Genomic DNA, 26,720 nt, shown 5'->3' on the forward strand with positions numbered 1-26,720 from the left:
CGCCGCCCCGCCTATGGCAGGATCAGGATCGGCGTTCCGACGCGGACCATGGAATAGACCTCTTCCATCTCGCCGTCCTTGATGGCGATGCAGCCCGCCGTCCAGTCCTTGCCGCGACCCTTGTTCTTCTTCGCCCGGCCATGGATGAAGATATCGCCGCCGGGCTTCTTGCCCAGCGCCTCGGCCTCGGCCCGGTCGGCGGCATTGGGGTAGGAGATGCCGATCGACAGGTGGTAGCTGCTGTTGGGGTTGCGGCGGTCGATATAGTAAAGCCCCTCGGGCGTCTTGCCGTCGCCCTCGACCTTCTTGTCGCCGACCGGATTGCCGCCAAGCCCGATCCTGTAGGTCTTGATCGCGGTCTGGCCATGCAGAAGGTACATCTTGCGCTGCCCCTTGTAGATCAGGATCTGCGTCACCTCAGGCCCGTTATAGCTGCGGAATTTCGATCCGCAGGCCGCAAGAAGCCCAAGCGCCGTCGTTGCCAGAAAAGTCCGCCTGCCCCACATGTCCTGTCCGCTCGCGTTGGTTTTACCAAGGTTTACACGGATCGCGGCGGGGCGGGAAGAGCGGGCGTTCCTACCGTGACAGGCGGGCGGACACTTCGACGTGAGGGGACCAGCGGAATTGATCGACGACCTGGATCCAGTCGATGCGGAACCCGGCATCTGTCAGGATGCGCGCGTCGCGGGCGAAGGTGACCGGGTTGCAGGAAACAGCGGCGACAAGGGACAGGGCCGAGGCCGCGATCTGGGCCGCCTGCGCCTCGGCCCCCGCGCGGGGCGGGTCGATGACGACGGCGTCAAAGCAGCCCAGTTCGTCGGGCAGAAGCGGGCGACGGAAAAGATCGCGCGCCTCGGTCGTGACACGGTGCAGGCCCGTCGCGCCGCGCCAGCCCACGTCGAGCGCGGCGACCATGGCCGCCTCGCCTTCGACCGCGTGAACGCTGGCGGTCGCGGCCAAAGGCAGCGCGAAGGTGCCGCATCCGGCGAAGAGGTCGGCGACGGTTCCAGCATCGCCCACAGCCTCGGTCACGGCGGCGACAAGGCCCGCCTCCCCCTCTGCCGTCGCTTGCAGGAAGGCGCCGGGGGGTGGGACGACCAGCGCCTTGCCGAAGCGGCGCGCAGGCGGGCGGCGGGTGGCGATGAGGTCACCGTCCCAGGCAAGACGGGCGAGGTCGGCCTTTTCGGCAAGGGCGGAGAGGCTGGAAAACAGGCTCTGTTCCAGCGGTTTTCCGCCCCTCACGGCCAGATCGACGCCGGTATCGGTGACGGTGGCGGAAAGCGACAGTTCCGCCTTGCGCGAGCCGCCGGTGAGGGTGATTTCCTCAAGCAGCGGCAAAAGCGCGATCAGCGAGGGGTGCAGAAGCTGGCAATCCGGGATATCGACGATGGCGCCGGAGCGGCGGCCGTGAAGCCCGACGACAGCGCCCTGTTTGGTCCGGCGGCCCGAGAAGGTCGCGCGGCGGCGGGAGCGGGGCGGTGAGGTCAGGACCGGGCGGAACGGCGCATCAAGGCCCTGCGCAGCGAGCGCCTGACGCACCACGTCCTGTTTCCAGTCCGCCACGAATCCATCCGAGGCATGCATCAGCGCACAGCCACCGCAGGCGCGGTAGTGACGGCAGGGCGCCTTCACCCGGTCGGGTGAGGGCGTGACGATCCGGCAGTCTTGCATCCGCTCGCCGTCGATCTCGCCCTCCACCTCCTCACCCGGCAGGGCCATGGGGACGAAGACCGGGCCGGGGGCGATCCCGTCGCCGTGATGGCCAAGGCGGGCAATGGTCAGCCGGGTCATTCCGCCGCCTCGTCCAGCCCGATGAAACCGCCCGACTGGCGGTTCCAGTAACGCGCGTAAAGCCCGCCCTGGGCCAAGAGCGCGTCATGGGTACCGTCCTCGACGATGCGGCCCTGATCCATGACGACGATGCGGTCCATTTCCGAGATCGTGGAAAGGCGATGGGCGATGGCCAGCACCGTCTTGCCCTCCATCACGCGGTGCAGCGCGCTTTGCACCTGTGCCTCGACCTCGCTATCGAGCGCGCTTGTCGCCTCATCCAGCACCAGGATCGGGGCGTCCTTCAGGAAGGCGCGGGCCAGCGCGATGCGCTGACGCTGACCACCCGACAGCTTGACGCCGCGTTCGCCCAGATAGGCCTCATAGCCGCCGCGGCCCTTGAAATCCTCAAGCTGGTGGATGAAGTCGTCCGCCTCTGCCGCCTCGGCGGCCGCGACCATCTCGGCCTCGGTCGCGTCGGGACGGCCATAGAGGATGTTGTCGCGGGCGGAGCGGTTGAACATCGCGGTTTCCTGCGTGACCATGGCGATCTGGCGGCGCAGGCTTTCCTGCGTGACGCGCCGCACATCGGTGCCATCAACCAGAACCCTGCCACCTTCGGTGTCGTAAAGCCGCAGGAGAAGCGCGACGAGGGTCGATTTCCCCGCGCCCGAGGCGCCGACGATGCCAACCTTCTGACCGGCGGGGATCGACAGCGAAATATGGTCTATTCCGCCCTGTTTGCGCCCGTAGGCAAAGCTGACATCGTCAAAGGCGATGGCCCCCGCGACGCGGTCCAGCGTGCCTGCATCGGCGGCATCGGTCAGCTCATGCGGTGGCGTCAGGGTGCGCATCCCGTCCTCCACCTCGCCAACCGAACCATAGATGCTCATCAGCGTGAAGCTGACCCAGCCGGTCATCTGCGCGATACGGATGGAGATGGTGCCCGCGGCGGCGATGTCGCCGGTCGTCGCCCCGCCTTTCGACCAAAGCAGAAGCGCGCCGCCAATCAGGATCAGCGGCAGCATCCCGGCAATGGTCATCAGGGCGACGCGGAACCACGCAGACAAGACCCCGAAATCGAGCGCGGTATCGCGAAAGCCCGACATGGCCCGCAGAGCTGCCTTATCCTCATGCGCGGCATGGGCGAACAGCTTCACCGTCTTGATATTGGTGATCGTGTCGACGACCTGCCCCGTCACCATCGCCCGCGCCCCGGCCCGCGCGGCGGACTTGCCCCGGACGCGCGGCAGGAAGGCCCGGATCAGCGCCAGATAGGCCAGAAGCCAGACCGACAGCGCCACCGCCATCCAGCCGTTCATCGTCAGTAGCAGCGCCACCGAGCCGATGATGGAGGCCAGCGCGAAGGCAATCGTGTTGATGGATTCACTGGCGACATCGGTCACGGCGCGGGCCGCCTGCATCTGCTTTTGCGCGATCCGGCCCGCGAAATCGTTGTCGAAGAACGTCACCGCCTGCCCCAGCGTCCAGCGATGCAGGCGCGAGAGGACAAGGGGCAGGACGTTCGGCTGCACGACGATGGAATTCGACGCCGCCGAAAGCCCGAAGGCGAGCGGGCGCAGCACGACGAGGAAGACCGCGAAGCCAAGGTAAAGCGGCCAGTTCTGCACCAGAACGGCGGCCGGGTCGGCGCCCTGCGCGGTATCGACCACGCGGCCAAGGAACCATGCGGTCACGACCTCCATCGCGCCCGCTATGCCGGAAAAGACCGCCGCCGCCAGAAGCGGCGCCCAGGCGCCCGACAGGCACCAGAGGAAGAACCGCCCCAGCGTGCGGGGCGGCGGCCCTTCCGCCGGGCGGAAGGCGTCGATCAGGTCGGCGAACTTCACTGCGCTGCCTCCGGGCTTTCGTCCGTGCCGATGAAACCGCCGGACTGCCTGTCCCAGAACTGGGCATAAAGTCCGCCTTTCGCAAGAAGCGCGGCATGGGTTCCGGACTCGACAATCTGGCCGCCGTCGATGACGACGATCCGGTCCATATGGGCGATGGTGGACAGGCGGTGGGCGATGGCGATCACCGTCTTGCCCTCCATCACCCCGTAAAGCGTGTCGAGGATCGCAGCCTCCACCTCACTATCCAGCGCGCTTGTCGCCTCATCCAGCACAAGGATCGGGGCGTCCTTCAGGATCACGCGGGCCAGCGCCACGCGCTGCCGCTGACCGCCCGAAAGTTTTACACCGCGTTCGCCGACCTGCGCGTCATAGCCCGACCGCCCCTCGGGGTCCGCCAGATCGCCGATGAAACCGTCCGCCTCGGCCCGCTGCGCGGCCCGGATCATCTCGGCCTCAGTGGCATCGGGGCGGCCGTAAAGGATGTTGTCGCGCACCGAGCGGTGGAGGAGAGAGCTGTCCTGTTGCACCATCCCGATCACGCGGCGAAGGCTGTTCTGCGTGACATGGGTGATGTCCTGCCCGTCGATCAGGATGCGGCCGCCTTCGGGGTCGTAGAACCGCAAAAGCAGCTTGACGAGGGTCGATTTGCCAGAACCGGAGCGCCCGACAAGACCCACCTTTTCCCCCGGCCGGATGGTCAGCGACAGCTTGTCCAACCCGCCCGCGCCGCGGCCGTAATGGTGGCTGAGGGTGTCGATCTCGATCCGCCCCTCGCGGTAATCCAGCGGCTTTGCCCCGGCGCGGTCGGTCAGGGCGACGGGCTGGGCGATGGTTTCCATCCCCTCGGCCACGACGCCGAGCGACTGCACGAGGTTCGTGGTCGCCCACATGATCCAGTAGGTCATGTTGTTCAGCCTGAGGACCAGCGCGGTCGCGGCCGCGACGACACCGACCGTCGCCTGCCCGTCATACCAGAGCCAGAGCGCGAGGCCGGTGACCGAGACGATCAGAAGCCCGTTGATGAAGGTCAGCATGACATCCATCAGCGTGACGATGCGCATTTCGGTCTGAAACTTCTCCCGCGCTTCCTCGATCGCCTCGCCGGCATAGGCGATCTCACGATCATGGTGGGCGAACATCTTGACCGAATGGATATTGGTATAGCTGTCGACCACACGGCCCGTGACCTTCGACCGCGCGTCCGAGGCGGCGGTAGAGGCGGGACCGGCGCGCCGCACGGTCCAGCGCAAGAGCCAGAGGTAGAGGGCGATCCAGAGGAGAAGCGGCACGACAAGGCGCAGGTCCGCCCCCGACAGAAGTGCGATGGAGCCGATCAGCGTCGTGACGGCAAAGGCCACGGCGTCGAAGACCTGAAACAGCGCGTCCCCGGCGGCGGGGGGTGTCTGCATAATCCGGTTGGCGATGCGGCCGGCAAAGTCATTCTCGAACCAGCCGACGGGCTGGCGCAGGACATGGCGGTGCGAACGCCAGCGGATCAGGGTGCCGAAATTCGGCAGGATGGTGTTGTGCAGAAGTGCCACGTCGATGCCGCCGATGATCGGGCGCAGGCAAAGGACGGCGATGGCGGCGAACAGGAACTCTGCCCCGTGGTCGCGCATGACCTCGGCCGGGCTGCCCCCAGCCAGAAGATCGACCAGTCGTCCGACATACCAGATCATCCCGACCTCGATCACGGCGACGACCATCTTGAGGACCCCGGTCACGACAAAGACCCGCCGGAACGGGCGGGCATAGTCGATCAGGAACGGCAGAAGTCGCCGGGGCGGCGTGTCCGTTTCCTCATATTCGACATAGGGATCGACCAGGTTCTCGAAGAACCGGAACATGATTGGCCTCGTCGGGTTGCCGCGCGGATATAGCGCAGGGCCGGGGAAAGGTGAACTCAGTGCATGACCAGCGCCGCGACGGACAGCAGGATCAGGCCGGCCATGGTCAGGTTGAAGGCGCGCAACCGCGCGGGTGTGGTCAGCCAGCGGGCAATCGCCTGCCCGGCATAGGTCCAGGTCATCGCCGAGAGGATGCCGAAGCCAAGGAAGGTCCCGGCGACGACGGTCGCGGTGACGACGGGGGACGCGGGCAGGATGAACTGCGAGGTGGCGGCGATCGCCATCGACCAGGCCTTCGGGTTGACCCACTGAAACGCCACGGCGCTGAGGTAGCGCATCGGCCGGTCGGCACCGTTCGCACGCCCGACGGCGCCGGAGCGGGCGATCTTCCACGCGATCCAGACCAGAAGCGCCGCGCCGCCCCAGCGCAGCCCCTCGGCCAGCCAGGCGGAGGTCTGGAACAGACCGCCCAGCAGCAGCCCGACGCTGAGCATCATCAGCGGAAAGCCGGTCGCCACGCCGAAGAAATGCGGCGCCGTCGGCCAGAAGCCGAAGCGCGCGCCCGACGCGGCGAGCATCGCGTTGTTCGGGCCGGGCGTGAAAAGCGTGGCGATGGCAAGCGCGATCAGCGCGGGGATCAGGTCGGCGGGCATGATACGGGGTCCGGTCGATTGGCCGACCATCTTCCACCATGGGGCCGGGGCTTCAAGCCAGCAATTGTTCCCGAGACAATGTAAAGCCCGAGGCGATCCAGCGCGCCTCGACCTCGGCCAGACGTCGCCCCAGCTCGGCGCCCGCATACTGCGGCATCAGGTCGGCGGGGCGGACCGGGAAGGCGGCGGCGGCGCCCTTTGCGATCTCTGCCTGCCACCCCGGCGCGGGCGGCAGGCCCGATGCGGCGCGGATCAGCATCGCGTCGCGGGCGACGGTTGCGCCATGCCGGTAGGCCAGTTCGGCCGCCCCGGCGCTGTCGCCCACCGCCTGGCGCAGCAGGTCCAGATCGCGCGCCTCGGCCCGCGACAGGCGCAGGTGGTCGGCGGGGTCCTGCCCGCCCAGCGCAGCAAGGCGGCGGAGCCAGCGGGGTGCCTCCGCCCCTTCCAGATGGATCAGGGGCGCAAGGGCGCGGGGGTCGGCGCCGGGCAGAACCCGGCCCAGAACGCCGCAGGCGGCCATCGTTGCCAGCGCAGGCGCGGGATCGGGGGCGGATAGCAGGCGGCGCATCTCATGCCCGATCCGTTCGCGCGACAGCGTGTCTATTCCGCCTGCATTTGCGGCAATCGCGGCCAGCGCGTCCGCATCCATCCCTGCCTCGGCGTCGCCGAACCAGGCATGGAAGCGGAAGAATCGCAGGATGCGCAGATAATCCTCGCGCACCCGGTCTTCGGGCAGGCCGACAAAGCGGACGCGGCGGTCGCGCAGGTCGGGAATGCCGCCGACCGGATCGGTGACGTTGCCCTCCGCATCCGCGTAAAGCGCATTCATGGTGAAGTCGCGCCGGGCCGCGTCCTCCTCGATCCGGTCGGAAAAGGCGACGACGGCGCGGCGGCCATCGGTCTCCACGTCGCGGCGAAAGGTCGTGACCTCATGCGGGACGCCTTGGGCGATCAGCGTGACGGTGCCGTGGTCGATCCCGGTCGGAACGGCGCGCAACCCTTCCGCCCCGGCCAGCGCCATCACCCGTTCGGGGCGCGCGTCGGTGGAGATGTCGATATCCGCCACCGGCCGTCCCAGCAGCCCGTCGCGCACGCAGCCGCCGACCAGCCAGGCCTGATGCCCGGCGCGGGTCAGCATCGACAGCACCGCCTGCGTGCCTTCGGCCGCGATCCAGTCGCCCTTTATCCGCATCGTTCCATCCGGTCCGCCAACGCGCGCAGCATACGCGCGGTTGCGCCCCAGATGTAATAGGGACCGTAGGGGACGACGTAAAACCGCCGCCTTTGCCCGCGCCAGCGCCGCCCCTCGATGCTGAACCGGGTCGGGGTGAGGACGTGGGACAGGGGGACGGCGAAGACCTCCTCGACCTCGCCTTCCTCGGGCACCGGGTCGAAGGGGGCGGCGATCCAGCCGAGGACCGGGGTGACGGAAAAGCCCGTCACCGTCTCATGCGACGGCAGGGTGCCAAGGATATCTACCGCGGCTTCGGGCAGCCCGATCTCTTCTCGCGCCTCGCGCAGGGCGGCGGCCACCGGGCCGTCGTCGCCCGCGTCGACCTTGCCGCCGGGAAAGGCGATCTGGCCGGGGTGGTGTTTCAGCCGCGAGGAACGCTTGGTCAGGATCACCTCCGGCCCCGACCGCCCCTCGCGGCAGGCGATCAGGACTGCGGCATCGCGCAATACCCCGCCAGGTGCCGCCACTGCGGCCGGGTTGAGGTCGTAATCCGAACTCGGCGGCCCCGGCAGGGTCGTCGCCTGCCGGAGCCTGTCTTTCATCTCACTCACCCTCACCAGCCACCTGCGTTGCCTCGAACCCCAGCGTGGCGGGCTCGAACTCGTAATGCGCGCCGCAGAACTGGCAATCGGCGGTCACGATCCCGTCGTCGGTCGTCATGTGGCCGATATCCTTGGCCGAATAGATCGACAGGCTCTGCCGCACCTTGTCTTCCGAGCAGGAGCAGCCGAACATCACCGACTGAGCATCGAAGACACGCGGACCTTCCTCATGAAACAGCCGCACCAGAAGATCGGTCGGGGCCACCTGCGGGCCGACAAGCTCCATCGCCTCGACGGTGTCGAGAAGCAGGTTGGCGCGGCTCCAGTTGTCGCCCTCATCCCCGTCGAGAAGGTCGTCCGCCCGCAACAACCCACCCTCGCCGCTGCCGCCTTCGGAGGCGACGAAGGGTGAGGCCTTGGGCATATGCTGAAGCATCACGCCACCGGCGCGCCAGCGTTCAACCTCTCCCGGACGCTGCGAGCGGCCGAAGGAAAGGGCAAAGCGGGTCGGCAGTTGTTCGGACTGCGAGAAATAGGTCTCGGCACAGTCCGACAGCGAGGTCCCGGCAATCGGCGTCAGCCCCTGATAGGGGACCGTCCCTTCGCCCTGGTCGATCAGCACGGCGAAATAGCCGGTGCCGATCTGCGAGAAGGGATCGGCCCCGTCCGCCAGCGCGTCGGCATCGAAAGAGGCCCAGGCGCGGATGCGGGCGGGGGCGCCCTCTTCGGCGGGGGCATAGTAATCGGTCGCGATGATGCGCACCGGGCCGTCGCCCCGAACTTGCAGGGAAAGCTTCCAGCGCAGCTTGATCGTCTGCCCGATCAGCGCGGTCAAAAGCGCCGCCTCGGCCACCAGAGCCTCAACCAGCGGCGGGTAGCTGTGCTGGGTCAGGATCTTTTCCAGCACGCCATCAAGGCGCGCGATACGGCCCCGGATGTCCGAGCGGTCGAGTTGGAAGGGCAGGACGGTATCGTCCCAGGCGATTTGCGTCATGCTGGTCATGGAATGTCCTTCTGGCTTGCGCCATGGCTTAAGGCTCCAATATGGGAAGAACCGTGGCAAGGCCAAGGGGGCAGGATGATCAGACGGTTCGGCGAAGGGCCGCTGCGTGGCCAGCGCTACACCCGGCGGCACGGGGTTTACGCGGTGCTGACGCTGGGGCGCGAGGTGCTTTTGACCCATCAGGCAGAGCCGGAGCCGGAGTTCCAGCTTCCCGGCGGCGGCATTGACCCCGGCGAATCGCCGCTGCGGGCGCTGCATCGCGAGGTTTATGAGGAAACCGGCTGGACCCTCACCGGCGCCGTCCGCCTTGGCGCGTTCCGGCGCTTTGCCTATCTGCCGGAATACGATCTTTGGGCCGAGAAGCTTTGCACCGTCTACCTTGCGCGCCCGGTGCGGCAGCTGTCCTTGCCGCCCGAGCCGGGGCATAGTGCGGTCTGGATGGACCCGGACGCGGCGATCCCGCTGCTGGGCAATGACGGCGACCGGCATTTCATGGCCCAGGTGGCGCAGCGCCTGCGCTGAGGTCAGGACCGTTCGATCAGCGCGGCCGAGACATCGTCGGCGAAATCGGCGCCATCGCGGTCCGTCAGGCGGTCGACAAGCCCTTGCAGGAATTCGGGTCCTTGCAGTGCGGAGAGGCCGCGCATCAGCCGGTCCAGACCGTCCTCCCCCAGTTGCCTGCCTTCCCGATCCTCGACCTCCGTCACGCCGTCGGAGACCAGAAGCAGCCGGTCGCCGGGGGCCAGAACCGTCTCGAACCCCTCATACTTCGCCTGGAAGAACAGGCCGACCGGCATCCCGCCACGCCCCAGAAGTTCGGTCCGGCCATCGGCGCGCTGAACAACAGGATGGGGATGGCCCGCCTGCACCAGACGGGTGCGCCCGCTGGTGATGTCGATCTCGGCATAGGCGAGGGTAAAGTAGCTTTCGGTCCCCATCTCGGTCAGGACGATGCGGTTCAGATGGGCGGCGATGTCGGCCGGGTCGCGACCGCGATAGCCGCCGCCCGCCACCGGTTGAAGCGCGATATTGTGGTCGGGCGAGCCGCCCGAGAGATAGCCCGCCAGCCGCGCCGTCATCAGCGCCGAGGTGATGCCATGGCCCGACACGTCCAGCGCATAGACCCCGACGCGGGCGGCATCTATGGCGAAGAAGCCCACCAGATCGCCGCCGATATGGCCCGAGGGTTGCAGCAGAAGCGAGACCTGCACCGGCCCGAACTTGCGGAACCGTTCGCGCACCAGGCTTTGTTGCAGCTTGCGCGCCTCGACCAGGTCACGGTTGACGGAATCGTTGATAAGCCGCAGTTCGGTCAGCGCCTCGGTCAGCAGGCGGTTGTTGTCGGTCAGCTCCCGCTCCATGCGGATGATGCGGTCCCCGGCCGCGATCCGGGCGCGCAATTCATCGCCGGTGACGGGCTTGGTCAGGAAATCGTCGGCGCCGCCGTCAAGGCCATGGGCGATTTCCGCCGTTTCGGTCTTGGAGGTCAGGAGGATGAAATAGGTATAGCTTTCATGCTTCTGCGCCCGAAGCGCCCGGCAGAAATCCAGCCCGCTGAGCCCCGGCATGACCCAATCCGATATGACGATATCGGGGGCGCTTTCGGCGCAAAGCGGCAGCGCTTCCTCGACCGAGGCGGCCTCGGTCACCTGATAGCCGGCGCGGGCAAGCTGCGTCGTCAGGATCTTGCGCTGGACGCGGCTGTCATCGACGACCATCACGCGCCGCGCCGTCGAGGCGGCGGCATCGGGCGCAGGGGGCGCAGGATCGGATTCGGGGCTGTCAGTCATGGCTGCGTCAATCGTTCCGGTCCCCCCTGACTAGGCGCTGGCGGTTAAGGTCGGCTGAACAGGGTTCCGGGCGGGCCTTAACCGGCGGGTAAGCCCTTGGCGTCTAACCTGACACATGCGGTGGAGCGGGAGAGCACGATGATTGACTGGTCACGAGTAAACGAACTGAAGGGTGAAATCGGCGAGGACGGTTTTGCCGAGGTGGTGGAACTTTTCCTCGATGAGGTGGAAACCGCCATCGCGCGGCTTTCGCCCGACAGCCCCGCGCGCAAGCTGGAAACCGACATGCATTTCCTGAAGGGCAGCGCCTGGAACCTTGGTTTCGTGGAATTCGGCGCGGTCTGCCACGATGTCGGGCGCCGGGCCGCCGAGGGGGCGTTTCAGGCCGGGGATCTTGAGCGGCTGAAGGATTGCTACGGCGAATCGAAGGCCGTCTTCCTTGGCGGCATCGGCGGCAAGGGCAAGACCTCCGCCGCCTGATGACCTTTCAGATCAGGAATTCCGACAGCGCCTGATCGTCAGTGATGTCCTGATAGGTGAACCCCGCCGCGTCGAGCTGATCGCGCAGGCGCGTGAAGCTCTCGGGTGCCTTCGTCTCGATCCCGATCAGGACGGAACCGAAGTTGCGGGCCGATTTCTTGAGGTATTCGAATCGGGCGATGTCGTCGTCCGGCCCCAGCATCGACAGGAATTCGCGCAGGGCGCCGGGGCGCTGCGGCATGCGAAGGATGAAGTATTTCTTCAACCCCGCGAAGCGCTGCGCGCGTTCCTTGACCTCTGGCAGACGTTCAAAATCGAAATTGCCGCCCGAAGTGACGCAAACCACCGTCTTGCCACGGATCGCGTCACCCAGATCGCGCAGCGCATCGACCGACAGCGCGCCCGCCGGTTCCAGCACGATCCCTTCGTGGTTCAGCATCTCCAGCATGGTGATGCAGATCCGGTCCTCCGGCGCCGAAAGGACGGTCGCGGGGTCCGTCGCGGAGAGGCGTGCAAAGGTCGTCTCCCCCATCCGCGCGACGGCGGCGCCATCGACGAAGCTGTTGACCTTGTTCAGCGTCACCGGCGCCCCGGCCTTCAGCGCGGCGGCAAAACTCGCCCCACCTGCGGGTTCGATATAGCGGAAGGCCACATCCGGCGCCGTATCGGACAGATAGCCGGTGACACCGGCGGCCAGACCGCCGCCGCCGACGGGCAGGATGACCAGATCGGGGGCCGTCCCCATCTGCGCCACGATCTCCGCCCCCACGCTCGCCTGCCCCTCGATCACGTCGGGGTCATCGAAGGGGGCGAGGAACCAGGCGTCCTGATCCGCCGAAAACGCCTTTGCCGCCGCAAGCGTCTGGTCGAAATAGTCGCCGGTCAGCCGGATCTCCACATTATCGCCGCCGAAGACACGGGTCTTGTCGATCTTCTGCTGCGGCGTGGTGACGGGCATGAAGACCGTCCCCATGACGCCGAAATGCCGGCAGGCGAAGGCCACGCCCTGCGCGTGGTTCCCGGCGCTGGCGCAGACAAAGCGGCGCTGGTCGGGGCGGTCAGCCAGAACCTTGCGCATGGCGTTGAAGGCGCCACGCAGCTTGTAGCTGCGCACGGGGGTCAGATCCTCGCGCTTCAGCCAGATGTCGGCCCCGTAGCGGGCGGAAAGGAAATCGTTGCGCTGCAACGGCGTCTCGGGGAAAAGCGACCGGATCGCCCCGGCCGCCGTCACCGCATCTTTGGAAAACCCGCCCATTCCTGATCCTTCCGCGTCTGCCGAAAGCCGCCCTGCCCCGTCAGGCCAGCGGACGACCCTCAACATAATGGCCGTAGATCGTGGTCAGGATACTGGCCCCGACCATTGTCTTGATCCAGGCCGTGACAAAGGTCCAGGCCATCGCCAGCGGCATGACGTTTATCAGGCTGAGGACCGGCAGGTGGATCAGGACGCTTCCCAGAACCGCAAGGATCGCCAGCACCAAAAGGTCCCCCATCGCGCCGTTGGTCGCCCCCCAGGCGTCACCAAGGCTCAGGCTGTCGCCCAGCGCCGCCGCGGGCAAAAGCGGGCTAAGCCGCAGGGCCAGAAGGACGGCCGGCACGAAGACCACCAGGCTCGCCAGTATCGACATTGCCATACTGTTCACAGGCGCGAAGCGTGACACGAGGAAGGCCAGGATCACCACAACGATGGCCAGCGCCACGCCGATCAGGATGCTGTAGCCAAGATAGGCCAGCATCCGGCCGCCATGGAAGGCCGGAAGGAAGGCGCCCGGCTGTTCCACCCGCAGGACGAACCTGTGCCAGGCGACCGCGATCCAAAGGCTCGACACAAGGGTCAGCAGGGACAGAAGGATCACGTTCAGGGTCCCTCCCCCGACAGCGCCCTCGATCGCCCCCATGGCATGACGACTGACCAGCAGCGTCGCGATAAGCTGGACCAGAAACAGCAGGCCCGAGATTCGGATCGCCGCGCCGAGATTGCCAAAGACCTGCTTCACCGAATGCAGGAAGAGTTGAACGCCTTTCACATGACCCTCCGAAATATCCCGTCCGCGCATAGGGAAGAAGCGGCGCGGGCGTGTCAACCGGAACCCTGCCTGCCCGCCGCTCCTTGCCCTGCCGGTCAATCTTCGCTAAGCGCCTGCGGAACGCTCTTCGCGAAGGAGTCCCCATGTCCGCGCCCAAGAAAGTCGTGCTGGCCTATTCCGGCGGCCTCGACACCTCGATCATCCTGAAATGGCTACAGACCGAATACGGCTGCGAGGTCATCACCTTCACCGCCGATCTCGGTCAGGGCGAGGAACTGGAACCCGCGCGGTCCAAGGCGCTGATGCTGGGCATCAAGGAAGAGAACATCCATATCGTCGACGTGCGCGAGGAATTCGTGCGCGACTTCGTCTTCCCGATGTTCCGGGCCAATGCGGTCTATGAGGGGCTTTACCTTCTTGGCACCTCGATCGCGCGGCCGCTGATTTCCAAGCACCTCGTCGATATCGCCCATCAACATGGCGCCGATGCCGTGTCCCATGGCGCGACCGGCAAGGGCAACGATCAGGTGAGGTTCGAGCTTTCGGCCTATGCGCTTGACCCCGCGATCCGGGTCATCGCGCCGTGGCGGGAATGGGACCTGTCGAGCCGGACCAAGCTTCTGGAATTCGCCGAACAGAACCAGATTCCGATCGCCAAGAACAAACGGGGCGAGGCGCCCTTTTCCGTCGATGCGAACCTGCTGCACACCTCGTCGGAAGGCCGCGTTCTGGAGGACCCCGCCGTCGAGGCGCCCGATTACGTCGCCCAGCGCATCGTCGCGGTCGAGGATGCGCCCGACACGCCGGAATTCATCGAGGTCACCTTTGAAAAGGGCGACCCGGTCGCGATCAACGGTGAGGCGCTGAGCCCCGCGACGATCCTGACGCGCCTGAACGAATATGGTGCGAAACACGGGATCGGGCTTCTCGATTTCGTCGAAAACCGCTTTGTCGGTATGAAATCGCGCGGCGTCTATGAGACGCCCGGCGGCACGATCCTTCTGGAGGCCCATCGCGGGATCGAGCAGATCACGCTCGACAGCGGGTCGGGGCATCTGAAGGATTCGATCATGCCGCGCTACGCGGAACTGATCTATAACGGCTTCTGGTTCTCACCCGAGCGCGAGATGCTGCAAGCCCTGATCGACAAGAGCCAGGAGCGCGTGTCGGGTACCGTCCGGCTGAAGCTTTACAAGGGCTCCGCCCGCACCGTCGCGCGCTGGTCCGATCAGTCGCTTTATTCCGAGAAGCATGTCACGTTCGAAGAGGACGCGGGCGCCTACGACCAGAAGGACGCCGAAGGCTTCATCCGCCTGAACGCGCTGCGCCTGAAACTGATCGCCACGCGGAACGCGCGGGGCGAGGGGAAGTAGGGGGCGAAAGCGCCGGAAGATTGGAAAGGGGGAGGTTTCGGCCTTCCCCTTTTTTCATGTTGGCAGGGATTCCGACATCTTCACCACCATCGCATGGGCCGACCTTCGTCAGGCCTTTGCGAGTCTCTCGATGGTAACGTCGGGTAGACCGCCGCCGACGAGATGTTGATGGCTGTAGTCGTCCCCAAGTTCTCGCATCCGTTCACCGCATAATTTGGCGAATGCCGCGAAGCGCTCTGCATCAGCAGCACTTTCAAAGCAAATCGCCACCCTCTCCAGTTCAAGAAGTTGGCCATCGACACGGGTAAATAGCTTGAATGATGGACCCGCCATTCACTCCATTCCTTCGTTGTCTGCGCGAGGTTGCGGAACCATGCCACCAAAGGCAACGGGCTTTCTTCTACCTGATCCCGCTGGCACCAGACACCGTCCTCAGCGTCACCCGATCCTGCCCCCCGCATCCCCCACCTGCCCCCGGTGCAGCAGCAGGTGATCGAGGATCACGCAGGCCATCATCGCCTCGCCCACCGGCACGGCGCGAATGCCGACGCAGGGGTCATGGCGGCCCTTGGTGACGATCTCCGTCTCCTCGCCCGCGATGGTGATGGTCTTGCGCGGGGTGAGGATGGATGAGGTCGGCTTGACGGCAAAGCGCACCACAACATCCTGCCCGGTGGAAATCCCGCCAAGGATGCCGCCCGCGTGGTTCGAGGAAAACCGGGGCCTGCCGTCATTGCCCAAGAAGATTTCATCGGCATTCTCGATCCCGGTCAGGTCCGCCGCCGCCATCCCCTCGCCGATCTCCACCCCTTTCACGGCGTTGATCGACATCATCGCGGCCGCCAGATCGGTGTCGAGCTTGCCGTAGATCGGCGCGCCAAGACCTGCGGGAACGCCCGAGGCCACGACCTCGACCACCGCGCCCACCGAATTGCCGGATTTGCGCAGCTCATCCAGATGCGCGGCCCAGATCGCGGCGGCGCTGGCGTCGGGGCTCCAGAAGGGGTTCTGCCCGATCTGGCCCATGTCGAAGCGGTCGCGGTCGGCCTTCAGCCGCCCCATCTGCACCATGTAGCCGGTGATCTTCACCTCCGGCGCCAGCAGGTCCAGCGCCGCCCGCGCGACGCCCCCCGCCGCCACCCGCGCCGCCGTCTCGCGGGCAGAGGACCTGCCGCCGCCCCTCGGGTCGCGGATGCCGTATTTCTGCCAATAGGTAATGTCGGCATGGCCAGGGCGGAACTTCTGCGCGATCTCGGAATAATCCTTCGACCGCTGGTCGGTATTCTCGATCATCAACTGGATCGGCGTCCCGGTCGTGCGCCCCTCATAGACGCCGGACAGGATCTTGACCTGATCGGCCTCGCGCCGCTGGGTCGTGTACTTGTTCTGCCCCGGCTTGCGCAGGTCGAGCCAGTGTTGAAGCATCGCCTCATCCACCGCCACCCCCGGCGGACAGCCATCGACGGTCGCGCCAAGCGCGGGTCCGTGGCTTTCGCCCCAGGTCGTCACGCGGAAGAGATGGCCGAAGGTATTAAGGCTCATGGGCTGGCTCCTGTGCTGCAAGCGGCATAACGAAGGGCGCGCCGCCGCTCAAGCATTCGCTCCTTTCATCTTGCCGGAAATACCTCGGGGTGAATGCGGGTCCAAAGGCCCGCAGAGGGGCAGCGCCCCTTCCGCCCTTGCCGCCGCCACACATTCCGCTATGGTGCGCCTCACCTCGGGGTGCTCTGGCGACAGGGCTGAGATGCGCAAGCGAACCCGTAGAACCTGAACCGGTTAAGACCGGCGGAGGGAAGGTACGGCCAAAGGCCATCGCCATCTCCGCCCGCCTGACCATTGGAGGATGAGAGATGAGGACCATCATTTCTCCGGCTCTGATGATCGCGGGATGCCTGACAGCCAGCACGGTGCTGGCCGGGGGCAAGCCCGAACTGATCGTCCTTGCGCCGGATTATTTCGCGTCGGAATGGGGACCGGGACCCCGGATAGAAAGCGGTTTCGAAAGCCGCTGCGGCTGTGATTTGCGGTTCGTGACCGGCGATCTGCTGTCGCGGCTGCGCCTTGACGGCGGCGCGGGCGCCGATGTGGTGATCGGCCTTTCGACCGACCAGACCGCCGCGGCCCGCGCCACCGGGCTTTTCGCGCCCCATGGCCTGAACCTGTCGGTGCTGACCCTGCCGGTTGCCTGGACCGACCCGGATTTCGTCCCCTTCAACTGGGGCGAGACCGCCTTTGTCTATGACCGCACGCGCCTGCCCGATCCGCCGGACAGTTTGCAGGCGCTGATCGACGCGCCCGATGATCTGAAGATCGTCATCCAGGACCCGCGCACCTCGGCTTCGGGTCTTGCGCTGGTGCTGTGGGTCGATGCGATCCATGGCGACGGCGCGGCCGAGGTCTGGCGCAGGCTCAGGCCCAAGATCCTGACGGTGACGCCGGGCTGGTCGGAATCCTATGGCCTTTTCACCGCGGGTGAAGCCGACATGGTGATGAGCTACACCACCTCCCCCGCCTATCACCTGATCGCCGAAAAGGACGACACCAAGCGCGCGGCGATCTTCCCCGAAGGGCATTACTTCATGGCCGAACTGGTGGGGCGGCTGACAAGTTCGGACCAGCCGGAGCTGGCCGGGCAGTTCATGGACTATGTGCTGTCCGAGGATTTCCAGAAGATGATCCCGACCGCCAACTGGTCCTATCCGGCGGTGATGTTTGAAGGCGCCCTGCCGCCGGAGTTCGCCGCGCTGGCGCGGCCCGAAAAGACACTGTTCCTGCCCGAAGCGCAAGTCGAGGCGCGCCGCGAGACGGCCATCGCGACCTGGCGGAAGGAGATGACCGAATGATCCCGAAGGAGAGACCGATGACACGCTACGCCCCGACCGCCACGTTGACCGCCGCGCTGACCCTGGCCGCCGCCCCCATGGCCGTGGCAGAGGAAAAGCCCGTTCTGACCGTCTACACCTATGACAGCTTCGTCTCTGACTGGGGGCCGGGGCCGAAGATCGAGGCGGCGTTCGAGGAAACCTGCGGCTGCGACCTGCGCTTCGTGACCGCGGGCGACGGCGCCGCGCTGCTGGCACGTCTGCTGCTTGAGGGTGACCATACCGAGGCGGACGTGGTCCTTGGCCTCGACACCAACCTGACGGCGCGTGCGGCGCAAAGCGGCCTGTTCGCGGAAAGCGGGCTGGGCGGCGTGACTTACGACCTGCCCGTCGCGTGGGACGATCCGATCTTCGTCCCCTATGACTGGGGCTATTTCGCCTTTGTCTATGACAAGACCAAGGTCGCCGAGGTCCCGGCCGACTTCGAGGCCCTCGCCGCCTCGGACCTGAAGGTCGTGATCGAGGACCCGCGGTCTTCCACCCCCGGTCTTGGCCTTCTCCTCTGGGTCAAGGAGGCTTATGGCGACAAGGCCGCCGCGATCTGGGAGGGGCTTTCCGACAATATCGTCACGGTCACGCCCGGCTGGTCGGAAGCCTATGACATGTTCCTGCGCGGTGAGGCCGACATGGTCCTGTCCTACACCACCTCGCCCGCCTATCACCTGATCGCCGAAGGCGATGACAGCAAGGCGGCGGCGGCGTTCCGCGAAGGCCACTACCTACAGGTTGAGGTCGCGGGCAAGGTGGCGGCAAGCGATCAGGTCGCGCTGGCGGACCAGTTCCTGGCCTTCATCGGGACCGAGGCGTTTCAATCGGTGATCCCGGAAACGAACTGGATGTATCCCGCCGTGACGCCGGAAGGCGGGCTTCCGGCCGGGTTTGACACGCTCGTCACCCCGGATAAGGCGCTGCTGTTCCCGGCGGAGAAGGCAGAGGCGGTCCGCGATGCGGCGATCTCCGAATGGCGGGCGGCGCTAAGCCGGTGAGGCCGGGGGCGCTTCCCCTTGCGGCGGGCGGGGCGGCGGCGGTCGCGGCCCTTCTGACCATCGGCACGCTGCTGGCGGTGCTGGCGCGGGCGGGGGGGGCGGCCTGGCCCGATGCCGCCGACTGGGCGGCGCTGCGCTTCACGCTGTGGCAGGCGGTGCTGTCGGCGGGCCTCAGCGTCCTTCTGGCCGTGCCGGTCGCGCGCGCGCTGGCGCGGCGGCGCTTTCCGGGGCGGGGGCTTTTCATCACGCTCCTTGGCGCGCCCTTCATCCTGCCGGTGATCGTCGCCGTCATGGGTATCCTCGCGATCTTTGGCCGCGCGGGGCTGTTCAACACGGCCCTTGGCGCCATCGGGGTTGCGCCCGTTTCGATCTACGGGCTGACCGGGGTGGTGCTGGCGCATGTGTTCTTCAACCTGCCACTGGCCGTGCGGCTGATCCTTCAGGGCTGGCTGGCCATTCCCGCCGAACGCTTCCGACTCGCCGCCGCGCTGGGCTTCACCGCCCGCGACATCGCCCGCCATCTGGAACGCCCGATGCTGCGTGAAGTGGTGCCGGGCATCGCGGTCACGATCTTCCTGATCTGCCTGACGAGCTTTGCGGTCGCGCTGACGCTGGGCGGCGGGCCAAAGGCGACGACCATCGAACTGGCCATCTATCAGGCGTTCCGCTTCGATTTCGACCTTGGCCGGGCGGCGATGCTGGCGGGGATGCAACTGGTCCTTTGCGCCGTCACGGCAGCGCTGGCCGCGAGGTTAAGCCTGCCACCGGCCTTCGGGGCGGGGCTTGATACCTCCCAGCGGCGCTGGGACGGGACCGGGCGCTGGGTGCGGCTGGCCGACGGGGCGGCCATCGGCGCGGCGGCCGTCTTTCTGCTCTTGCCGCTCGGCGCGGTCGCGGCAGAGGGGCTGCCCCGGCTTTTGTCGCTGCCCGCGCCGGTCTGGCAGGCGGCGGGGTTGTCGCTGGCCGTGTCCCTTGCCGCGACCGCGTTGGCGATGGCGCTGGCGCTGCCGATCGCCCTTGGCGCAGCGCGGTTTCGGCGCGGGCGGGCGTTTGAGATCCTGGGGATGCTGCCGCTCGCCACCTCGGCATTGGTCGTTGGCACGGGCCTGTTCCTGATCCTGCGCCCCGTCACGTCGCCGGGGGCGCTGGCCCTGCCGGTGACGGCGCTGGTCAACGCGGTGATGGCCCTGCCCTTCTGCCTGCGCGCCCTGATCCCGGCGGCGCGACGGGTGGAGGCGGATTATGCCCGGCTGGCCGACAGCCTTGGCATGACCGGCCTGGCGCGGCTGCGCTACCTGACCCTGCCCCGGATGCGGCGGCCTTTGGGGTTTGCCGCCGGGCTGACCGCGGCGCTGTCGATGGGCGATCTTGGCGTCATCACGCTTTTCGCCGATCCTGAGCGCGCGACGCTGCCCCTGCAGATGTACCGCCTGATGTCGGCCTACCGGCTGGCGGATGCGGCGGGGGCGGCGCTGTTGCTGATGGGGCTGAGCTTCGGGCTCTTCTGGATATTCGATCGTGGGGGGCGCGCCGATGCTGCTGTTTGACGGGGTTGAGATCGTGCAGGGCGATTTCCGCCTGACCGCAGACTTCACGGTCGAGACCGGCGAACGGGTCGCGGTGATCGGACCTTCTGGCGCGGGGAAATCGACGCTGCTTTCGGTCATTGCCGGGTTCTTCGCCCAAAGCGCGGGGCGCATCCTGTGGGACGGGACCGACCTTGGCCCGCTACCGCCCGGCGCGCGGCCGCTGTCGATCCTGTTTCAGGACCAGAACCTGTTCCCGCACCTGACGGCGGGGCAGAATGTGGCCCTTGGCCTGCGCCCGGACCTGCGGCTGTCACACGACGATCGGGCGCGCGTGTCGGCGGCGCTGGCCCGCGTGGGGCTGGCGGGGATGGAGGATCGCCGCCCCGGAACCCTGTCAGGCGGGCAGCAAAGCCGGGTGGCTCTGGCGCGGGTCCTTCTGCGCGCCCGGCCCCTGATGCTGCTGGATGAGCCGTTTTCGGCCCTTGGCCCCGCCCTGAAGGTCGAGATGCTGGACCTCGTGGCCGGGATCGCGGCGGAGACGGGGGCGACGGTGCTGATGGTCAGCCATGACCCGGAGGATGCGCTGCGCATCGCGGGACAGACCGTGCTGGTCGCCGATGGCATCGCCCATGCGCCGCAACCCACCGCGACCCTTCTGGCCGATCCGCCGCCTGCGCTGGCCGCCTATCTGGGCAAGTGAAAGGGCGCGGCCGTTTCCGACCGCGCCCCCCGAAGATCATCCAACCGGGTGGATCAGTGCTTGCCCTTGTGGGGTGCCCAGATCCGCTTGTTGGTCAGGTAGAGAAGCACCGAGAGAAGGCCAAGGAACAGCACGGCGACGAAGCCCGCCTGCTTGCGCGCCATCATCTTCGGTTCGGCCGCCCACATCAGGAAAGCAGCGACATCTTCGGCCATGTGCTTCACATCGTTGGGCGAGCCGTCCGCGAATTCCACCTGCTCATCAAAGAGCGGCGGCGCCATGGAGATCCAGCCGGTCGAGAAGGCGTGGTTCTCATAATAGACCGTCCCCGCCTCTTCCTTTTCCTCGCCGGTGTAGCCGTCAAGGATCGCGACGATGTATTCCGGGCCACCGATGCCCTGGAAGAACTGGTTGATCCCGGTGCCGTAGGGCCCGTGGAAACCGGCCCGCGCCTTGGCCATCAGGCTGAGGTCGGGGGCGTTCGGGTCGTTATGCGGCGGGAAGAAATCCGTCTCTTTCCGCGGGCGGGTATCGTCAAGCTCGGCATCGAAGATGTCGAACTGCGCCGCATAGGCACGGACCTGATCTTCCGGCAGGTGCGGGCCACCCTCGTCGGCGAGAGAACGGATCGGGACCAGTTTCATCCCGTGGCAGGCAGAGCAGACCTCGGTATAGACCTGAAGGCCGCGCTGAAGCTGATGCTCGTCATAGGTGCCGAACGGCCCTTCGAAGGAGAAGGCCACATCCTCGATATGAACAGCGCCTTCGGCTGCCATGGCCGCCCCGCCCGAGAGGGCGAGCAGGGAAGCGGCGGTGATTGCGATTTTCCTGAACATCTCAATCGGTCCTTTTCGCTTATTCCGCCGGATGGCTGTTGGCGCCGTAATGCGCATTGAAGTCGTCCTCGATCGTCGCGGGCGCCGCCAGCGGCTTTTCGATGATGCCGAGGATCGGCAGGATCACCAGGAAGTAGGCGAACCAGTAGGCCGCGCCGATCAGCGAGATGATCGAATAGGGTGGCTCGGCCGGCATGGCGCCGCACCACATCAGGACGATGAAGTCGATGACCAGCAGGTAGAACCACCAGCGGAACATCGGCCGGTACTTGCCCGAACGAACGCTGGAGGTATCAAGCCACGGCACCACGAACATCACCGCGATGGCGCCGAACATCGCCAGCACGCCAAAGAACTTGGCGTCGACGATGCCGAAGGTGATCCACTCGGTCAGCATCACGACCCAGACGTCCGAGGTGAAGGCGCGCAGGATCGCGTAGAAGGGCAGGAAGTACCATTCCGGCACGATATGCGCGGGCGTCGCCAGCGGGTTCGCCTCGATGTAATTGTCCGGGTGGCCAAGGTAGTTCGGCATGAAGCCGACGATGGCGAAGAACACCATCAGCACGACGGCCATCGCGAACAGGTCCTTGATGACGAAGTAGGGCCAGAAGGGCAGCGTGTCCTTCTCGGCCTCGGCCTTGGATCCGCGCCGCACTTCCACGCCCGTCGGGTTGTTGTTGCCCGTCGTGTGGAAGGCCCAGATGTGAACGGCGACAAGCGCCGCGATCACGAAGGGCAAGAGGTAGTGCAGCGAGAAGAAGCGGTTCAGCGTGGCGTTGTCCACGGCCGGTCCGCCCAGAAGCCAGGTCTGGATCGATTCCCCGATGCCGGGGATCGCGCCGAAGAGGCCGGTGATGACCGTGGCGCCCCAGAAGGACATCTGCCCCCAGGGAAGGACGTAGCCCATGAAGGCGGTCCCCATCATGCAGAGGTAGATGATCATGCCGACGATCCAGGTCACCTCACGCGGGGCCTTGTAGGAGCCGTAGAAGAGACCGCGGAAGATGTGGATATAGACGGCGAAGAAGAAAAGCGAGGCCCCGTTCGCGTGCAGATAGCGCAGCAGGTAGCCGCCGTTCACGTCACGCATGATGTGTTCGACGCTGGCAAAGGCCTTGTCGACATGCGGGGTGTAGTGCATCGCAAGGACGATGCCTGTCGCGATCTGAAGAACCAGGCAGAACGCCAGGACGATGCCCCAGATCCACCACCAGTTCAGGTTCTTCGGCGTCGGAATCATGAGCGTGTCATAAGCCAGGCTCACGATCGGCAGGCGGCGGTGAAGCCACTGCTCGATGCCCGACTTCGGCTCGTAATGGTCGTGCGGAATACCAGCCATCTGTCAGTCCCCTCAGCCCAGCTTGATCGTGGTGTCGTCAGTGAAGGCGGCCAGCGGAATGTCGAGGTTCCGCGGCGCCGGCCCCCTGCGGATGCGGCCGGCCGTGTCGTAGTGCGACCCGTGGCAGGGGCAGAACCAGCCGTCGAAATCGCCCGCATTGTTGCCCAGCGGCACGCAGCCCAGATGGGTGCAGACGCCGATCATCACCAGCCATTCGCCCGCTTCGTCCAGCGTCCGGTTTTCGTCGGTCGCCTCGGCGGTGGGGGCCAGGTTCTTGTTCTCGGCGTTGGTGTCCACCAGATCGGAAAGCTGCACGGCGCGGCCTTCCTCGATCTCTTTCTCGGTCCGGCGGCGGATGAAGACCGGCTTGCCGCGCCATTTCACGGTCAACTGGGTGCCGACCTCGACCCCGCTCACATCGACGAAGATGGAGCTGAGCGCCTGAACGTCGGCGGAGGGGTTCATCTGGTCCACAAGGGTCCAGACGGCGGCGCCGGTCGCGACCGCGCCCGCGCCGGCCGTGGCGTAGTAGAGGAAATCCCTCCGGGTGCCTGCGTGATCTTCTGCTTGGGACACGAAACTTTCTCCCTGTTCCGACCGGCGGCCCGGCCCTACGACGGTTGGGCCGCAGTCTCCCGCAGCCTTCACCGGCGGTTATTAGCGGTCAATTTCCGGCCCGTCCAGCGGACAATCTGGCGCAAATCGTCGCCATTGACGCATTATACCCCTGTGCCACGCCGCCCGGCCCTTCCTCCCTTACCTTACGGCCAGCGCTTGCGACTCATCAGCGCAGCCTGCCGCAACAGGGCCAGGTCGATGTCGGAGGAGACGAAGATGGCCCCGGCGTCGATGACCTCGGCGACGAATTCGGCGTCGGAGGAGAGGAAACCTGCGGGCAGCCCGGCCGCCGTGATGCGGCGGATACCATCCAGCGTGGCCTTCTTTACCTCGGGGTGGGAGGTCTGGCCGGGATAGCCCATGCTCGCGGCAAGATCCGCCGGGCCGATGAAGATGCCGTCCACCCCCGGAACCGCCGCGATCTCCTCGATCCGGCCCAGCGCGAGTTCGGTTTCGCATTGCACGAGGACACAGATTTCTTCGTCCGCGCGGGCGGCATAGCCGGGAATCGCGCCATAGCGCCCGGCGCGCGTCATGCTCGACAGCCCGCGCGCGCCCTTCGGGGGGTAGCGCGTCGCCGCAACGGCGGCCGCGGCCTCCTCTGCGGACTGGACATAGGGCAGAAGCAGGGTCTGCGCGCCGATATCGAGGTATTTCTTGATCAGCACCAGGTCGTTCCAGGCCGGGCGGACAAGGCCGCTGACCGGATAGGGCGCGACGGTGCGCAGAAAGGCCGCCGCCTCGGCCGGGCCTACGGGCGAATGTTCAGTATCGTAAAGCAGCCAGTCATAGCCGCACCCGGCCAAGAGTTCGGCCGAGTTGGTGTCGCCGATCGTACACCAGATCCCGACCTGAAGGCGCCGTTCCTTCAACGCGGCCTTGAAGTGGTTGCGGGGCAGGTCCATGGCGATCCTCTCTGGCTGTTGGGGGGGGGTAAGGGGAAAGCTTCTGCCAGAAGTCCGCCTATCGCAAGCCCGTCGGGCGATCCCTTCCGGGCCCGTCGCCCACTCCGCCCAGGTCAGGCCAGAAAAAAACAAAAGCCGTCCATCTCGCTGAGATTGAACGGCCTTTTGATCGTATGGTGCCCAGGAGAGGACTCGAACCTCCACGCCTTGCGGCACACGGACCTGAACCGTGCGCGTCTACCAATTCCGCCACCTGGGCAGGTGTCGTGGAGCGCGATTTACAGAGGGCCGCTGGGCGTGTCAACGGGGAGACAGCGAAAAGCCGCGACGATCATTGCGCCTTGTTCGCTGCGGGTCTAGGCGCTAATCAGGGGCGCATTCAGTTTCGGAGGCCGGCCATGTCCAAGCTCGTCACGATTTACGGCGGTTCGGGGTTTCTCGGGCGATATATCGCCCGGCGGATGGCCAAGAAGGGCTGGCGCGTGCGCGTCGCGGTCCGGCGCCCGAATGAGGCCTTGTTCGTCAAGCCCTATGGCGCCGTCGGTCAGGTTGAGCCGATCCTGTGCAACATCCGTGACGATGCCTCTGTCCGCGCCGCGATGATCGGCGCCGATGCGGTGGTCAACTGCGTCGGGACCTTCGACAAGTCCGGCAAGAACAATTTCGAGGCGGTGCAGGCCGAGGGGGCCGCGCGCATTGCCCGCATCGCGGCGGAAACCGGGGTGGCATCGCTGGTCCATATCTCTGCCATCGGCGCCTCGGCCGATGCCGCAAGCCGCTATTCCCGTACCAAGGCGGAAGGGGAAGCCGGTGTGCTTCGCCATTTCCCCGGCGCAACGATCCTGCGTCCCTCGGTCATGTTCGGGCCCGAAGACGGGTTCTTCAACCGCTTCGCCTCGATGGCGCGGTTCGGGCCGGTGCTGTCGATCGTCGGCGGCAACACGCGCTTTCAGCCGGTCTATGTCGATGACGTCGCCCAGGCGGCGGTGGCCGGGATCGAGGGGCGTGCAAGCGGCACCTATGAACTCGGCGGTCCCGATGTCGCGACCTTCCGCGACTGGATCAGGCAGATGCTGACGGTGATCCTGCGTCGCCGCCTGATCGTGAACCTGCCGTTCTGGATCGCCTCGATCATGGGCAACCTTCTTGATTTCGGCTCGGCGCTGACGGGACGTCTGTTCCCCAACAAGATCCTGACCGCCGATCAGGTCAAGACGCTGAAAGTCGACAATGTCGTGGCGGATGGCGCGAAAACGCTGTCCGATCTGGGGATCGCGCCGACGCCCGCGGGCGCGGTCCTGCCCGACTACCTCTGGCGGTTCCGCCCCTCGGGGCAATACGACGCCATCAAGGCCTCGGCCAAGAACCTGCGTCAGCACGGGTAATGAAGGCGCGAGTGTCTTGCGTCCGTTCGTGGCCGCGCCTAGGGTCCGCGCGAGCTTGATGCCGCACAGGACCCCCCGAAGATGCAAGACACGACGCTGATCTCCCTTTTTCTGGGGGTGCTTGAAGGGCTGACGGAGTTCATCCCGGTCTCTTCCACCGGCCATTTGCTGCTGGCGAGCCATTTCCTTGGCTTCGAAAGCGCGGGAAAGACCTTTGAGGTGGTGATCCAGCTGGGCGCGGTGCTGGCGCTGCTGGCGGTCTATGCGGGCAAGATCACCCATACCATCGTCGCCCTGCCAAGCGAGCGGCAGGCGCGGCGGTTCGCCGGGTCGGTGTTGCTGGCCTTCCTGCCTGCGGTGGTGATCGGCGTTCTGGCGCATGACATCATCAAGGAAGTGCTGTTCGAAAGCCCGCGCCTGATTTCGATCATGCTGATCCTTGGCGGGATCGTCCTTTTGCTGGTGGACCGGCTGCCGCTGCGGCCGCGTTATCATGCGGCGGACGACCTTCCGCTGGGCGTCGCGCTGGCGATCGGCTTTTTCCAGTGCCTTGCGATGATTCCCGGCACCTCGCGGTCAGGCTCCACCATCGTCGGCGCGCTGCTTCTGGGGGTGGAGAAACGTGCGGCGGCGGAGTTTTCGTTTTTCCTGTCGATCCCGACCATGGCAGGTGCCGTAGCCTATGACCTTTACAAGAACCGCGACGTTCTGGACTGGTCGGCAATGGGCGAGATTGCCATCGGCTTTGCGGCGGCCTTCGTGGTCGCGATCCTCGTGGTGCGGTGGTTGCTGGGCTATGTGAGCAGGCGGGGCTATGCGCTTTTTGGCTGGTGGCGAATCATCGTTGGCGCGCTGGCCTTGGCTGCGCTGACGGCGGGTTTCTGACCGTTAGGTCCACTTTTCTGACCTAATTTTCGCTTTTGCGAGGGGATCGCGCCGCTGCCGCGCCAAAAATCCGCCAAATA

Annotated in this window: 26 protein-coding genes, 1 tRNA gene and 1 riboswitch; of the genes, 9 read left to right on the forward strand and 18 right to left on the reverse strand. The window is 66.2% G+C overall.

The features are described from left to right. Positions 1-11 precede the first annotated feature (11 nt). From LX70_RS10000 to hslO, 8 genes are all read right to left on the reverse strand, one after another. Positions 12-506, reverse strand: a complete 495-nt coding sequence (locus LX70_RS10000; protein ID WP_105514613.1) for a L,D-transpeptidase family protein — start codon at positions 504-506, stop codon at positions 12-14. A 70-nt stretch (positions 507-576) separates the two neighbouring features. Beyond that, positions 577-1,791: a class I SAM-dependent RNA methyltransferase gene (locus tag LX70_RS10005; RefSeq protein WP_105514615.1), complete on the reverse strand. Its 1,215-nt coding sequence runs from the start codon at positions 1,789-1,791 to the stop codon at positions 577-579. After that, positions 1,788-3,620, reverse strand: coding sequence for an ABC transporter ATP-binding protein (locus LX70_RS10010; RefSeq protein WP_105514617.1), 1,833 nt, complete (start codon positions 3,618-3,620; stop codon positions 1,788-1,790). Before LX70_RS10010 ends, LX70_RS10005 begins: the two co-directional genes overlap by 4 nt. After that, entirely contained in the window at positions 3,617-5,470 is a 1,854-nt protein-coding gene (locus tag LX70_RS10015) for an ABC transporter ATP-binding protein (RefSeq protein WP_105514618.1), read from the reverse strand. The genes LX70_RS10010 and LX70_RS10015 overlap by 4 nt, the downstream gene beginning before the upstream one ends. 56 nt (positions 5,471-5,526) lie before the next feature. Then, positions 5,527-6,123 carry a LysE family translocator gene (locus LX70_RS10020; RefSeq protein ID WP_105514716.1) on the reverse strand — a complete coding sequence of 199 codons (597 nt, stop codon included), beginning with the start codon at positions 6,121-6,123 and terminating at the stop codon, positions 5,527-5,529. Between the two features lie 52 nt (positions 6,124-6,175). Further along, positions 6,176-7,315 carry a CCA tRNA nucleotidyltransferase gene (locus tag LX70_RS10025; protein ID WP_105514620.1) on the reverse strand — a complete coding sequence of 380 codons (1,140 nt, stop codon included), beginning with the start codon at positions 7,313-7,315 and terminating at the stop codon, positions 6,176-6,178. Next, positions 7,306-7,899: a CoA pyrophosphatase gene (locus LX70_RS10030; RefSeq protein ID WP_105514622.1), complete on the reverse strand. Its 594-nt coding sequence runs from the start codon at positions 7,897-7,899 to the stop codon at positions 7,306-7,308. Before LX70_RS10030 ends, LX70_RS10025 begins: the two co-directional genes overlap by 10 nt. A gap of 1 nt (position 7,900) precedes the next feature. Next, positions 7,901-8,902 (reverse strand): Hsp33 family molecular chaperone HslO, encoded by a 1,002-nt coding sequence (gene hslO, locus LX70_RS10035; protein WP_105514624.1) that lies wholly within the window; start codon positions 8,900-8,902, stop codon positions 7,901-7,903. Between the two features lie 75 nt (positions 8,903-8,977). On the opposite strand from hslO, the gene LX70_RS10040 reads away from it, so the two are divergent. Continuing rightward, positions 8,978-9,424, forward strand: coding sequence for an NUDIX domain-containing protein (locus LX70_RS10040; RefSeq protein ID WP_105514626.1), 447 nt, complete (start codon positions 8,978-8,980; stop codon positions 9,422-9,424). Positions 9,425-9,426: 2 nt separating this feature from the next. Here LX70_RS10040 and LX70_RS10045 read toward each other — a convergent pair whose 3' ends face one another. Next, positions 9,427-10,692, reverse strand: a complete 1,266-nt coding sequence (locus LX70_RS10045; RefSeq protein WP_105514628.1) for a PP2C family protein-serine/threonine phosphatase — start codon at positions 10,690-10,692, stop codon at positions 9,427-9,429. 138 nt (positions 10,693-10,830) lie between these two features. Between LX70_RS10045 and LX70_RS10050 the strand changes: the two genes are divergently transcribed. Next, positions 10,831-11,172 carry an Hpt domain-containing protein gene (locus LX70_RS10050; protein WP_105514631.1) on the forward strand — a complete coding sequence of 114 codons (342 nt, stop codon included), beginning with the start codon at positions 10,831-10,833 and terminating at the stop codon, positions 11,170-11,172. 7 nt (positions 11,173-11,179) lie between these two features. On the opposite strand, the gene ilvA is transcribed toward LX70_RS10050, so the two are convergent. Together ilvA and LX70_RS10060 are read right to left on the reverse strand one after the other, a co-directional pair. Then, entirely contained in the window at positions 11,180-12,427 is a 1,248-nt protein-coding gene (gene ilvA, locus LX70_RS10055) for a threonine ammonia-lyase IlvA (RefSeq protein ID WP_105514633.1), read from the reverse strand. A gap of 40 nt (positions 12,428-12,467) precedes the next feature. After that, the gene (locus LX70_RS10060; RefSeq protein WP_146111578.1) at positions 12,468-13,199 is read right to left on the reverse strand and encodes a hypothetical protein; all 732 of its coding nucleotides are present in this window, start codon (positions 13,197-13,199) and stop codon (positions 12,468-12,470) included. 143 nt (positions 13,200-13,342) lie between these two features. On the opposite strand from LX70_RS10060, the gene LX70_RS10065 reads away from it, so the two are divergent. Further along, positions 13,343-14,572, forward strand: a complete 1,230-nt coding sequence (locus tag LX70_RS10065; RefSeq protein WP_105514636.1) for an argininosuccinate synthase — start codon at positions 13,343-13,345, stop codon at positions 14,570-14,572. 108 nt (positions 14,573-14,680) lie between these two features. Here the strand turns inward: LX70_RS10065 and LX70_RS20430 are convergent, their stop codons facing one another. Together LX70_RS20430 and aroC are read right to left on the reverse strand one after the other, a co-directional pair. Next, complete coding sequence (locus LX70_RS20430; protein WP_146111579.1) at positions 14,681-14,905, reverse strand: hypothetical protein; 225 nt, start codon at positions 14,903-14,905, stop codon at positions 14,681-14,683. Between the two features lie 105 nt (positions 14,906-15,010). Continuing rightward, on the reverse strand, positions 15,011-16,114 hold the full coding sequence (gene aroC / locus LX70_RS10070; RefSeq protein WP_105514637.1) for a chorismate synthase: 1,104 nt from the start codon (positions 16,112-16,114) through the stop codon (positions 15,011-15,013). Between the two features lie 166 nt (positions 16,115-16,280). Then, positions 16,281-16,383, forward strand: a riboswitch (TPP riboswitch). Between the two features lie 39 nt (positions 16,384-16,422). Between aroC and LX70_RS10075 the strand changes: the two genes are divergently transcribed. The 4 genes from LX70_RS10075 to LX70_RS10090 are packed head-to-tail and all read left to right on the forward strand — an operon-like array spanning position 16,423 to position 20,669. Further along, positions 16,423-17,415, forward strand: coding sequence for a thiamine ABC transporter substrate-binding protein (locus LX70_RS10075; RefSeq protein ID WP_105514638.1), 993 nt, complete (start codon positions 16,423-16,425; stop codon positions 17,413-17,415). Positions 17,416-17,432: 17 nt separating this feature from the next. Continuing rightward, positions 17,433-18,440: a thiamine ABC transporter substrate binding subunit gene (gene thiB / locus LX70_RS10080; RefSeq protein WP_105514717.1), complete on the forward strand. Its 1,008-nt coding sequence runs from the start codon at positions 17,433-17,435 to the stop codon at positions 18,438-18,440. Next, entirely contained in the window at positions 18,416-19,987 is a 1,572-nt protein-coding gene (locus LX70_RS10085; RefSeq protein ID WP_105514639.1) for a thiamine/thiamine pyrophosphate ABC transporter permease ThiP, read from the forward strand. Before thiB ends, LX70_RS10085 begins: the two co-directional genes overlap by 25 nt. Then, entirely contained in the window at positions 19,974-20,669 is a 696-nt protein-coding gene (locus LX70_RS10090; RefSeq protein WP_105514718.1) for a thiamine ABC transporter ATP-binding protein, read from the forward strand. Before LX70_RS10085 ends, LX70_RS10090 begins: the two co-directional genes overlap by 14 nt. Positions 20,670-20,722: 53 nt before the next feature. Here LX70_RS10090 and LX70_RS10095 read toward each other — a convergent pair whose 3' ends face one another. The 5 genes from LX70_RS10095 to LX70_RS10115 all read right to left on the reverse strand — a co-directional run bounded on the left by LX70_RS10095 (position 20,723) and on the right by LX70_RS10115 (position 24,629). Next, positions 20,723-21,505, reverse strand: coding sequence for a cytochrome c1 (locus LX70_RS10095; RefSeq protein WP_105514640.1), 783 nt, complete (start codon positions 21,503-21,505; stop codon positions 20,723-20,725). 19 nt (positions 21,506-21,524) lie between these two features. Continuing rightward, the gene (petB, locus tag LX70_RS10100) at positions 21,525-22,847 is read right to left on the reverse strand and encodes a cytochrome b (protein ID WP_105514641.1); all 1,323 of its coding nucleotides are present in this window, start codon (positions 22,845-22,847) and stop codon (positions 21,525-21,527) included. Positions 22,848-22,859: 12 nt separating this feature from the next. Further along, positions 22,860-23,423 (reverse strand): ubiquinol-cytochrome c reductase iron-sulfur subunit, encoded by a 564-nt coding sequence (gene petA / locus LX70_RS10105; protein ID WP_105514642.1) that lies wholly within the window; start codon positions 23,421-23,423, stop codon positions 22,860-22,862. A gap of 185 nt (positions 23,424-23,608) precedes the next feature. Next, a complete protein-coding gene (locus tag LX70_RS10110; RefSeq protein ID WP_105514643.1) occupies positions 23,609-24,370 on the reverse strand; it encodes an HpcH/HpaI aldolase family protein in 762 nt (253 codons plus the stop codon). A 174-nt stretch (positions 24,371-24,544) separates the two neighbouring features. After that, positions 24,545-24,629 (reverse strand) — tRNA-Leu (locus LX70_RS10115). A gap of 139 nt (positions 24,630-24,768) precedes the next feature. Between LX70_RS10115 and LX70_RS10120 the strand changes: the two genes are divergently transcribed. Together LX70_RS10120 and LX70_RS10125 are read left to right on the forward strand one after the other, a co-directional pair. Then, complete coding sequence (locus LX70_RS10120) at positions 24,769-25,755, forward strand: complex I NDUFA9 subunit family protein (protein ID WP_105514644.1); 987 nt, start codon at positions 24,769-24,771, stop codon at positions 25,753-25,755. 81 nt (positions 25,756-25,836) lie between these two features. Next, a complete protein-coding gene (locus LX70_RS10125; RefSeq protein WP_105514645.1) occupies positions 25,837-26,640 on the forward strand; it encodes an undecaprenyl-diphosphate phosphatase in 804 nt (267 codons plus the stop codon). Positions 26,641-26,720: the final 80 nt, after the last annotated feature.

It is taken from the genome of Albidovulum denitrificans, assembly GCF_002973535.1.
In the GTDB taxonomy this organism is placed as follows: domain Bacteria; phylum Pseudomonadota; class Alphaproteobacteria; order Rhodobacterales; family Rhodobacteraceae; genus Albidovulum; species Albidovulum denitrificans.